This is a genomic window from Paenibacillus sp. FSL R5-0473 (genome assembly GCF_038004565.1).
GTDB lineage: Bacteria > Bacillota > Bacilli > Paenibacillales > Paenibacillaceae > Paenibacillus > Paenibacillus amylolyticus.
The window spans coordinates 4932986-4945368 of sequence record NZ_JBBORL010000001.1; the positions used below are offsets into that span (position 1 = coordinate 4932986).

At 45.7% G+C, this 12383-nt stretch carries 7 protein-coding genes and 1 pseudogene; 2 read left to right on the plus strand and 6 right to left on the minus strand.

Annotated elements, in window-relative coordinates; genetic code table 11:
* Positions 1-59 precede the first annotated feature (59 nt).
* Positions 60-2438, minus strand: coding sequence for a GH36-type glycosyl hydrolase domain-containing protein (locus tag MKY28_RS21640; protein ID WP_340936971.1), 2379 nt, complete (start codon positions 2436-2438; stop codon positions 60-62).
* A gap of 129 nt (positions 2439-2567) precedes the next feature.
* Positions 2568-2681: pseudogene (locus MKY28_RS21645) on the minus strand (ester cyclase); the annotation flags it as partial.
* A 278-nt stretch (positions 2682-2959) separates the two neighbouring features.
* On the opposite strand from MKY28_RS21645, the gene MKY28_RS21650 reads away from it, so the two are divergent.
* Positions 2960-5482, plus strand: coding sequence for a transglutaminase domain-containing protein (locus tag MKY28_RS21650; RefSeq protein ID WP_340936972.1), 2523 nt, complete (start codon positions 2960-2962; stop codon positions 5480-5482).
* A gap of 70 nt (positions 5483-5552) precedes the next feature.
* On the opposite strand, the gene MKY28_RS21655 is transcribed toward MKY28_RS21650, so the two are convergent.
* Together MKY28_RS21655 and MKY28_RS21660 are read right to left on the minus strand one after the other, a co-directional pair.
* The gene (locus MKY28_RS21655; RefSeq protein WP_339197088.1) at positions 5553-6548 is read right to left on the minus strand and encodes a hypothetical protein; all 996 of its coding nucleotides are present in this window, start codon (positions 6546-6548) and stop codon (positions 5553-5555) included.
* A 256-nt stretch (positions 6549-6804) separates the two neighbouring features.
* Complete coding sequence (locus MKY28_RS21660) at positions 6805-7707, minus strand: SDR family oxidoreductase (RefSeq protein WP_017690578.1); 903 nt, start codon at positions 7705-7707, stop codon at positions 6805-6807.
* A 211-nt stretch (positions 7708-7918) separates the two neighbouring features.
* On the opposite strand from MKY28_RS21660, the gene MKY28_RS21665 reads away from it, so the two are divergent.
* Positions 7919-8902, plus strand: a complete 984-nt coding sequence (locus MKY28_RS21665) for a MerR family transcriptional regulator (protein ID WP_179086590.1) — start codon at positions 7919-7921, stop codon at positions 8900-8902.
* Positions 8903-8928: 26 nt separating this feature from the next.
* Here MKY28_RS21665 and MKY28_RS21670 read toward each other — a convergent pair whose 3' ends face one another.
* Both MKY28_RS21670 and MKY28_RS21675 read right to left on the minus strand, forming a co-directional pair.
* Positions 8929-10458: an alpha/beta hydrolase family protein gene (locus tag MKY28_RS21670; RefSeq protein ID WP_340936973.1), complete on the minus strand. Its 1530-nt coding sequence runs from the start codon at positions 10456-10458 to the stop codon at positions 8929-8931.
* Positions 10459-10915: 457 nt separating this feature from the next.
* Entirely contained in the window at positions 10916-12295 is a 1380-nt protein-coding gene (locus MKY28_RS21675) for an amino acid permease (protein WP_076253758.1), read from the minus strand.
* Positions 12296-12383: the final 88 nt, after the last annotated feature.

Here is a 12383-nt window from a genome sequence, read left to right on the forward strand (position 1 = left end):
TTTGTCTTCGTAATTTTCCAAAACTCTTCAGATCGTTCAGCATTACTCCTTGCGCTTTTCTACAAAGGCAGCTTCACCAGCACCTCATATTTCACGCCGGCCTGTATATTCTTGATGATGTCGCCTGCAATCCGTTGACCGTCAACATGCACCTCAATTTGCTGGACAGTTGCATCCTTTTTCATGTTTACATGCAGCTCAGCCCCGCGGAACAACCTCGTTACCGATGCCTCGTTCCAATCTTCTGGTAACTGCGGACGAACCTGAAGCCCTTGTGCATGACCCTGCAATCCAAACAATCCGTCGATCAGACAACGATACACCCAAGGCACCGTGCCGGTATTGAATAGATGGCTAGAGCGCCCAGCTGTACGTGGGAATTGCCGATAAGCTCCGCGATAATAATTCGGGATAAATACAGGTAGCTGACCCCGCTGGAGAATATCCTCGCCATCAGGACCCGGAATCATTTTACGCAGCAAACGATACGCCTTCTCCTTCTCGCCCACCAGGTACAACGCATATATATAGAACGCCGCCGCGTGATTGTACACTGCACCGTTCTCCGCACTTCCCGGATGTTTCTGCGTAACACGGCCTACATCTTCCCGCATCGCTGTGAAAGACGGCGCGAGTTTCTCGACACCATATGGCGTCTCCAATTGCTCCTCTACCGCACGGATTAACTTCTCCTGTTTCTCCTGATCCGCAGCACCGCTCATAAGTGCCCAGCTCTGAGGATTGATATAGATGCGCCCTTCCACGTCTTTGCTTACACCAAACACTACGTTATCATCTGTAATTCCGCGGGCATACCAGTCCCCATCCCACAGATACTCATTGGCTACCGCATTGGTCTGAGTGGCTTCCTGACGGAATTCCGCTGCAACCTCGCCATGCCCTGCCTGTTCACCAATATCTGCCCACACATTGAACGCATATGCCGACGCAATGGTTAACCAGCCGGATACGCCTTTGCCTTTGTACCCCACCATGTTCATCGGATCACACCAGTCACCCTGATTGATATAGTTCAACCCACGCGCATCACGCTCATGGATCAACCAGCGCATTGCAAGATTCATATGCTCCAGTACGGAAACCTTTTGTTCACTGTCTGTAAAAGCAACCTGTTCCTCCAAAATGCTATAGTCATTCGTTTCATCCAAATAGGTCTTCATACAGACCGGAAGCCAGATGCAGTGATCAGTATGAGGAACCTGGTTAATATATTTCAGTTCTGCGTCCGGGTGCAAAATAATGCCGTCTGGCATCGCGCCGCTTATATGCTGCTGAGACAAAGCGGTCAAGAACGCAGCTCGTGCAATCTGCGGCTGAATATAACTCATGCCCATGTTGTCTTGCAAATAATTCCGCGTCTGCGGATCGGTTGTCAGACGGTTGGTTTTGCCATGATAGTACATCTGGCGAGGCAACCAATGATTCACGACATTATCTAGCCAGCTGTCCGGTGTCTCAATCTGGATGTTCCCTTGCCCTTCCGCAATATAACCAGCATACTCCTGCTCGGCTGCGGTGAAACCATCCTGTCCTTCCTCATTCTGCTTCACAAAATAATGCTGACGAATGCCCTCAATCTCTGTCTCATCATGAGCCGGACCAAAGATGAATCGATACGCCTGCTCCGCTCCTGCTTCCAGTTCGACTCTATATTGCAATACAGCTACAGGTGTCTCGTACCGTGCATCTCCACCAGCCAGTGTCTCCGACTGCAGGGCCGAAGGATTATGTAGTCCACCTTCGCCTTCAAAAGTCTCATGATTTACTTCCCAGCCAGTCGGTTGGTGATCTGCAAGCAGATAGGTTTTGTCGCTGTAATTTTTAATTTTGCTATAATCCTGATATTTCTGATACGGCGTAATCGCCGAGCAGACAATGCCCTGCAAATCTTCCAAATACGAACCGGACTGGTTCATCCATGACATATAGCCGACCGTATAATACGGGTAGATACTAAGCTTGCGTTTTCTCGAAGACAGATTGGTTACCTTCACACGCCACAGCTCCATGACATCTTCCTTCGGCAAACGCAGGGACATCTCGATGCAAATGTCGTCCTGAATCACTTTCCAATGAATATCGTGTTTACCGACAGCGAACGTATAGCTATCCGCCTGCTTGCGAACGGGTTCATACGGGGCGGAGAAGATTTCGCCACTTACTTCATCTTTAATGTAGACAAACCGTCCCGGATGGTGGGCATAGTATGGCTGCTCCGGTTGCATAAACGTCTTGGCTTCCAGGTTGGGCGCATACGAGTATTTAGCAGGTTCGGGCTGCATGAATTGGGCCACCGCGTACCCCCGGCAATTCACATGAATCATCATCTTTTCATTCCAAAGGAATCCGGATGCCTTCGGTAAACTTGTCGGGCTTGTTAGTTCAACATATTGATTATCTTCCGTTGCTTTAATCATCACTGAACCTCACTTTCAGATTATGGAGTTAAAAGACAGAAAACGTTTTAGGTAACTTGTATACAACTTTGTTCATTATAACACGGGAACGCTTACAAAGAACTGAAAACTAAAAAAGAGCTGAGAAACTCAGCTCCGATTACGCTCCAATTGTTTCTCGATGCCCATCCTGTCGATCTGAATCCAATACTCTGCAATTCGTTCGTTTTCCACTCGGTATACCGCACTCGCAATTTCAATTATTCTTCTATTATATATAAATATGTAGTAACTCTTGTATTTTAACATGGTCCCCCCGCTACGGAATTACAACTGTTCTATTGTTCTACAGGTCTTAAAACCTACCCTCTCACCTTGACAATGCGTCAATATGACCATAAACTAGCAAAGGATATTAGGAAATTAATAGGAGGTTTGGCTGTTAAGAGGTTCGAGTATGGGTTTTAACCATATTTGATAATCTTTCGGTGTGTAGAACGTAGCCATTAGAGCAACTCAGAAAAACAAGAAAGCGGTGTATCATGAAACGTCTATTTTTCATTATGTTTGCGCTCACCCTGTTACTGGCTGGATGCCAGAGTACTGAGCAGGAAAGCAGTCCGTCCGAAAATAATCCAACAGAAATAGTAGAAGGTTCTACCATTTTAAGTTTGAAGCAGAAATACGGCTCTGAATCGGAACAAGCGATCATGCCGATGTACAACGTAGCTCAAGATGAAGAATTTACGTTCAAGTTTAAAGCAGATTTAGGAAAATCTAATTGGTCCCTGAGAGATACCATATCCGTACATACCGATATTAAAGCACTCAAAGCAAGTGAAGTACCTTTATTATCAGATATTCATGACAATAGTATTTCTATTAGACCTCTTGGATGGGGCGTTTTAAGTTCAGATTCCATGATGAACAAGGATCAAAGTTCTTGGGGCGGTGCCCCCATTTATTACATTCGTCTGAATTATGATCCAGATGCGGAAAATCTAACACTACTCGATCAGCCCATCATTATTCCGTTTACAGTGAAATCGGAGTTACCCGTACCTAACCTAAGATACGAAATTGACAAAGATAGACGGTTCAAGTTGGTCTGGGACAAGGTTGAAGGTGCCACCGAATATAAAATTTATAAACGTTCTGACCTAACCAACTTCGATACAAATGTACCTCTAACTGGCGCAGAGGACGCGTTCAGTAATAGTCTGCCTTTAGATATTGCGGTAACGACAGAGACGTCTTTCAATGATTTTTTGAGAGACGGAAAAGGCGGGCTCGGCACTTATAATGAAATGATAACTACCACTCAGAACCATGGTATACGAGGAGAATATTACGTCACTGCAATCGGTGGAGGCAAAGAATCCAATTTTAGCAGAGGTGTCCCTACAGCTCCGCTTGCTTCCCAGTTGCCAACATCTCTGAAAGAACAATTGTATAGGGAGAAATTAAAGAATATAGATGTACTTCCTCAGAAAGCAACAGTTGAGTACAATGACGGCTCTCTAGCTCGTGAAACCATTGTCTATGATACCAAAAGCGTAGAGATTTCAGAGTTCAATGAAACGAATATTCCTTTTCATATTAAAGGAACAGCTTTGAAAAGTTACGTACGCGTAGAGAATGTAACTCAAGCAGATTTGGACAAACTTTCTCAGCAAACCGTAGCCGATTCCAGCAACGGACTGGTGGAACCGAAGAATGACACACCTTACGTTCCTGCACCTGACGTGCCAACAATCATCAACAATCATGATGCACCTGAGTCTGCAACAGAAACAGAAGAAGCACCGGCTTCGGAAACTCCAACTACAGAGTCCACAACCGATACTGAGACTTCAGAAGATGCAACTGATCCTCTATCTACTGAGGCTTCCGATGATACTTCTGATAATTCTTCAGATATGGCTTCTGAAGAAGCTTCCAATGAAACACCTGCTCCAGCTCCAGAAGCTGTAGAAGACAACCTGGTAGATGAGCAGAAATCGAATACGCAGCAAAATGTAGAACAAGGTAATCAGGAAACCGTGCCTCAGCCTGCTACAGGCGATGCAATGATCAATGCAGATTCCGCTTTGGAAGAAGTTTTAGCCAAAAATATGATTGCTACACAAGATAAAATTTCGTTAAAAGCTTTTCCCGAAGCTCAAAATTTCACGGCACTCTCAGATGTTGTTCTGAAAGTGATGTACCAGAATCCATTGATTCTTGGTGTGGAAGGTTTCGAATACAACTATGGTACGCTTACCCTTTCGATTCATTACAATGAATCGGCTAGTGGTATCCAGAAGAAGCAAGATGAGATTATTGCCAAAGCGAACGAAGTCGTGGCTTCTATTATCAAAGACGGCATGAACGAAGACGAGAAACGAAAAGCCATCTACGATTATCTGAACGATAACGCGAAGTATGACGATGCAGCGCTGGAGAATGCGGAGCAGAACAACTTCAAAAATGTCGATCCACAGTTTAATGACTCGTTTACCACATACGGTATTCTGGTCAGAGGAGTTGGGGTATGTGCCAGCTATGCTTCCGTTTACAAATTGCTCTCCGATCTCTCGGGATTGGAAAGTATCGTTGTAACGGGCGCTTCCAGCGGCGTTCCACATGCATGGAACAAGGTCAAAATCGGGAACGAATGGTTCCATGTCGATGCCACCAACAACCTGACGAACTCCGGCATCCCGTACTTCCTGTACAATGCCAACGATGAGACTGCTGCCAGTCAGAAAACAATAGCGGATCAAGATTACTGGCTTGATTCCGAGCTCGCGATGTTTAATGGCGAGAGCGATGCCAATGATTATTATGTACAGAATGATCTCGAAGTCGCGTCCATTAATGAGTACAAAACCAAGGCTGAGAGTGAACTCAAAAAAGGAGAGAGCAGAGTCATTCTCCGTTTCGCCTCACCTGTTGATTCTGATGAGCTGATGACAGCTGCCGGTGAAGCCCTCGCTGCAGTGGATGAAGCGCTTCTGAATACAGCACAATTAGCCACGCTAGGCAGTTATGCCATTCTGGACCCGAAACCAGAGCAGAAGTAACTTAGTTACACAGGAATCCCCTTTGCTTTCTAACAAGCAAAGGGGATTTTTTGTCTATTATTAGATGACTTCAAGCCATTGATTTAACCTGTTGTAATCTGGTAATAAAAGAAGAAATAAATGCTTTCTCTTTCATGAGATTCTCTTGTAATCTCTCACTTATTTTACTGAGTGTACTTGCATCACGCGTTATATTGTATTTCAGAACTATATTTCTCAATTTAAAGTAGTCCTGTTTCAGAATAGTGCTTAATTCCATAAAGGTTGAATCTCGTTCAATGATTAATTTCTCCATTAAATAAGATAAACGTAACTCCATTAGTAGCTTATGTTCATACAAAAGATGAAAGACTCGTGAATCCAATGCTTCTCCAACTAGGGCTGCCTGCTCAATGTCGGTAAAGATGCGTTGAATGGCTTGCATTCCAAAATCGTATTTCTGATCTCTCACTAAGTCATATGTCTCGCTTGAGTTAAGATAGTTTTCCATCGCCGTTATAATCTGCTCCACATGAATTGCATAATTGATATTCTGGATAGGCTTGAGAAATCTCACTTCTGTCCAAAAACTGTACTCATTAGACATGGTCCAGTAGCCTTTCTCAAGTTCATCCAGACTACATACGCTTTGTATGAATTTACCATCATCAAGATTATCAGCAATGTATATCAAATTTTGATCCAGGTCATACCCATACACTAATAATTCATGCATGAGATGTTCTTTTTGATAATAGTCTGTACACGCAATATAGTATCTATCTGCATAAATATATAGATAATATCCCATATCTATCGCTTCCGTAATCACTTGCTTAAGTGATGTTCCCCATTTGCTAATCACAATTTCTTGTGGCAGGTTGTAAAAGGAAATTCCCGGACAGGTACTTAGCAGAAACTGATGAGAATCAAACGAAAAAATTCCCCATCCATGTGCATACCTGATTTGTATAAAGTTATTGAAAATCCATGGCCATAAATCTTCGTGCATAACGGATGTTAATGTCCCATATGATGTGTACGTGCTTATGACAGGGTCACCTAGTTTAAGTACATTCTTGGCCATTACAGAATTCCTCCTTCGATTCCTAGGCATAGTGTATTAATCTGAACAGATTCATTGTATAAGCAACGCACTCTCAGAGCTGGGAGCGAAGATCATGTTCTTGAATATATTACCATGTACCTTTTCCGTTTTATATAAGAACGCTTTCATATATGAAAATATTTTATTTCTCTCATCTTAATGACAAAAAAAGAGGGTACCGCCCCCAATATGGAGACCGTATCCTCTGATACCTTGATCGGATTACCTAAACTATTTACGGGCTAACCGTACCGCCATTTGCATTCAGTGTCTCACCGCTCACATAGCTGGATTCCTGGCTTGCCAGGAACACAAATGCCGGAGCCATCTCGGCAGGTTGTCCTGCCCGACCAAGCGGTGTGTTGGAGCCAAAATCGGCCAGCTTCTCGACTGGTTGTCCACCCACGACCTGGAGCGGTGTCCATACCGGTCCTGGTGCAACAACATTGACACGTATCCCTTTGCTACCCACCTGTTGGGCTAGCGCTTTGCTGAACGTGTTAATGGATGCCTTCGTTGTTGCATAATCCAGCAGGATTGGCGAAGGTTTATACGCCTGAATCGATGATGTGTTGATAATGGAGCTGCCCGGCTTCATGTGTTTCACAGCTGCTTTGCAGAGCCAGAACATGGAATAGACATTTGTTTTGAACGTTGCATCGAACTGCTCGGTGGTCAGATCCGCAATCTGCTCTACAAACTGCTGTTTACCTGCCACGTTAGCAAGGATATCAATCCCGCCAAGCTCTTTTACCGCAGATTCAATGAGTTCTTCACAGTATTTCTCATCCTTCAGGTCACCTGGCATCGTAATTGCTTTGCGACCGGCTTCCTCAATCAGCTTCACAACTTCCTGCGCATCTGCTTCCTCTTCCGGCAGATAGGCCAGAACAACATCTGCACCTTCACGGGCAAACGCAATCGCTGCCGCCCGGCCAATTCCGCTGTCGGCCCCGGTCACAACTGCTTTGCGTCCCGTTAATCGTCCGCTGCCTTTATAACTTTTCTCACCCGCATCGGGAACAGGGGTCATCTCACGCTGGAGCCCCGGCTCATCCTGTTGCTGTTTCCACTCCGGTGTAGCCTTTGGATATTGGGTCGTTGGATCTTGCATGGTGTGCTGATCTTGATTAGCCATGTTCAATTTCCTCCTTGGTTATTTACACGATATCCATCGTATAAACGTATTTTTTTATTTGTTGTGAATTTAATTTTCATAAAAGTTGCACTCTTTCCTTTGTAACCGAGATGGGTGGAATTTAAACTAAGCTAACTGGATTCCCAGACAACTGTCACACATTGAATCTCCCCTAACTGGAGATTGTATAATAGAACATGAGGTGATCTCGTTGAATGCAAATAAAGAACCCTATTCCATCGGTGAAGCAGCCAAACTGATCGGCTCCACGGTGAAAACGATCCGTTATTACGATGAGATTGAACTGTTACAACCCTCCAATCATACGGAAGGCGGGCATCGACTTTATACAACGCAAGACCTGTGGCAACTCGAACTCATTACAACGCTTCGTTATCTGAATTTCAGCATATCGGATATTCGAAAGCTCATGTCGGGTGAACTGGCGGTAGCACAGGCGTTGGATCTACAGATTGAAGCGTTGGAAACCCAGATCGGCACGATGAATTCCATGCTCTCCGTTTTGCAGCAAGCGAGGCAGCATGAAGAAGAAACTTCACTGCGCTCGGAGCAGTCTCTTACCTACATCTCCAGTCTGGTAGAATCCCTGACGGCCAATGCGAGCAGGCGAAAACAATTTGTTGCTGCCAAGGTGGATGAATCCCATCTGCTGGACAGCATTCCGCAGGATTGGAGAGTGTCGTTTCTGCACTTTTTCGATAAATACATGATGAAAGATACCAAACTGACGGCTCAGCAAACACTGGCCTGGAAGGAAATTCAGGAACTGATCAATGATCCGGCCTATTGGGCTGATCTGGCTCGGCTGGAGGTTCCATTCTTCATTATGGCGAATCAGCCACAAGTCGAAGCGGACGTCTGGGTGAAAAAAATGGAGGCTATTCGCATTCGCACTACCGAAGCGCTGGACAAGCGTTGGGCAATCGATAGCCCTGCTGTGCAAAGCATGGTGTGGGACTTTGTGTTGATGTATGCAAGTGCTGAGCATGCGGAAGCACCAGAAATATTTTTTCGCAAACAGGCCCGATATATGCTGGACTCTGTGACGGATCGCATTCTGCGTTTTAACAAGCTGTGCAAGGTGATGAATCCCGAATGGAGCCAAATTGTAGATGGCATTAACCTGTTGCAGGAGGGCATGCGGTTACGTTTAAACCAAATGGAAGAAGACTGAACTTCAGTCTCCTTCCATTTATACGTTTAGCCTTTTTTCAACGAATAGGATTCATGTTCTCCCACTTCCTTGTCCATATGGAGCGTTTGCCCTTTCAAGTAGTGGTTGAAGAAATCAATCGTTGTATCGTTGACCAACTGTTGTGTCCCCCGCGCATCTACACCCTGTGTCCATTCGAGCAGTGGAGAGATCAGGTAGAGGTCGGAGAAACTCAGATGTTTGGTGTTGGTCAGCTCCATCCAGAAGTTCCCTCCTGCGGTTACCGGCTCATAGCGCTCGTACACTTCCTCGTAATATTTCTCGGCTTCCGGACGGGTCGTGCCCATCGCAGCAATCTCTTCGTCACTCATCACACTTGTGCCTGCAACGGTTGAGTCTGCACTCATCATCAGGAACGGCTTGCCCACGCCTTCCGCAGGAATACGCTTCTCGCCAAACAATACACCGTCCATATTCATGCCTGCTTTCACACGTGGATCATTCATTAACATCTGTACTGTCGTTGCTCCGCCAAATGAATGCCCAAACATGCCGATATTGTCCAGATCCATTCGTCCGGTAAAGCGTCCGCTCGGATCTCCCGTACCCAACTTCTCTACCTCATCCAGTACAAACTGTGCATCCTGCACCCATGTCTCATTCAACTTGTCCATGTAACTGAATTGCAGCTGTTCAAAGCCTTCTTTTCCTTCCGATTCAAACTGCGCCACACGTCCATCCGGGAATACGGACACCAGACTGCTGTACGTGTGATTAATGCCTACAACAATGTAACCTTGACTGACCAGCTGCTCGACCTGGAACGTATTCTGATTTTCATAGCCATGCAGACCATGAGAGAAAAGAACAACCGGATACTTGGCTTCGGCATCAGACAACTGAGCTTCCTGTATCGCATGTGTTTTGACCTGACTCAGACTGGAAAATAAAAGCTTTGGCAGTTTCAGCACTTCATTGAAGGCTGTCCCGTAGATCTCCGGCTTATTAACATAAGGGGCTGTTGCTCCCTCTGCGTCTGGATTCGTTGGGTACCAGATCTGTACCATCAGCTCCCGTTGATCACCAACAGAACTCGTCAGCAACTCCTCACGGCTGTTATCTGTCCAGTCGTAGGATACTGTTCCGATTCCATAAGGACCTGCTGGCTTGGCAAACGAAAACACCGGGAACAGCAGCGGCAAGCCAATGCTCACAATAGCGTATACCAACACCAGAAGAGACGTTGCGATGATTCGAACACGTCCGAATTTCCTCGTCACAGTCGATGTGGAAGCAGATGCCCCGGAACCTTTGCTGTTCAGCGAGGTTACACCTGACTGTTGCTGGCGTCTTGCCTTTGTAAATAACACAACCAGTGGAACCAACGTGAGCAGATACGCCGGAATCATCGGCCAACGAAGTCCTTCGACCACACCATGGATGATCAACAGCACACCCGATATGGCAAATCCACCCCATACCATTTTCCGAAAATGTTGACTCTGTCTCCCAATCCCGATTACCCCCACGAACATAAGCAGGTTGAAAATAAGATAAATCCATTCTATTGTCCTCATATACTTAAAGCCTCCCATTCTGCCACGGATTAAATCGGAATGATATTATTGCGCAGCAGCTATTATATAAATTGAACTAAACATTTACACGAGAACGTAGAGGACAGAAATAACCTGAAGAAGCGGATGCTAAAAGCTTTCTGAAAGAAAGCTACTTCGGAAGCATACACCCCGCCTTTATCCCCAGATTTTCACCTTTGTAAAATTAAATCAAAAAAATCAGGGGATAACAGCGATCAGAAGGTTGTTCTGTCATCGAAGTGGCAAGTGTAAATAGGCTTTAGTGCAATCTTTATAATTCCAATCTTAAAACCTCCAGTTACAGGAGATTCAAGCATGATTTTTCCGGATAAAAAAATGCACTCCCTGAATGACGCTGAATCACCCTCAGGTTCTCCAATCGTTTCAAGGAATGCATGTATGATATTACGATATAAGTTGATTTTTGAATATTGGACTAGCGATCTTCGCCGCCATCTATCCGTTGTCTTTTTCCGATGCCAAATGCAAAATATCCTGCCACCACGATTGCCATGAACGTAGCTCCAACAACCAGAGGCAAGCGCGTATCCGGGTTAAACGCCATACCGATAATGACGAGAATCAGATACACAATAATGATGTAATTGCTGATTGGGAACCATTTGGACTTGAAGTTATGATCCGCCATCTCGTTGCCCCAACGCTTTCTGAAGCGGAACTGGCTGAACGCCAGCGCGAACCATGGAACCATGCCCGGAAGAACACTTGCACTGTAGATGTACAGGAACAGCTTGGAGTCCGGCATCAGGTAGTTCAGCACAACCCCTATCAGCAGCAAGGAGATTGTAATGACGATACTGTTGCGGGGAACCCCGCCTTTGGACAGCTTTTTGAAAAAGGCAGGTGCCTGCCCATTCTCAGCCAGTGTGTATAACATCCGTCCTGCACTGTAGATCCCGCTGTTACATCCCGACATGGCCGCCGTGAGCACCACAAAGTTAATGATCCCCGCTGCAGCAACAATACCAACTTTGGCAAAGGTGAGCACAAACGGGCTGCCCGTCTCGCCCACTTCGTTCCAAGGGTACAGGGTTACGATTACGAATATGGCGCCAACGTAGAAAATAAGAATACGCCATACGATATTTTTGATCGCTTTACGCAAGGTGTATTTCGGATTCTCCGCTTCGCCTGCTGTAATACCGACCATTTCAACGCCCTGATACGCAGCCGTTACGATACACAGTGCAAAGAGGAAACCTTTGATGCCTCCAGGGAAGAAGCCACCATGGCTGAACAGATTCGACAGACCAATCGCCTGACCCCCATTCCCCCAGCCGAAGAAAATGAGACCCGTTCCGATCACGATCATCGCCACAATAGCCGTCACTTTGATCATCGCAAACCAGAATTCAAATTCCCCATAGAACTTCACGGCCGCCAGATTTGCCGCCGCAATGATGAGCACCCCAGCAAGTGCAGGCAGCCACTGCGGAATATCCGGGAACCAATACCCGACATAGATACCAATTGCCGTAACTTCCGCCATACCAACCGTAACCCACAGGAACCAGTAGCTCCAGGCAGTCAGAAATCCGGCAAGAGGACTAATATATTTGTGAGCAAATGTAGCAAACGAACCCGTGACCGGCTCCTGAATCAACATTTCACCCATAATACGCATGACAAAAAAGATAACGATACCGGCCAGTAAATAGGCCAGCAGCACGGATGGTCCTGCCCATTTGATCGTACTTGCCGATCCCATGAACAAACCAACGCCGATTGTACCTCCGAGTGCAATCAGCTCTACATGGCGGGGCTTTAGCCCTCTAGATAGTTGCTTTGATTCCAAACGATTCTCCCCTTTTCTTGTGTACAGATTCCTGATGTAATCTTTAATTTTCACATTTACATTAACGCAATGCAGAATTACTCCACCA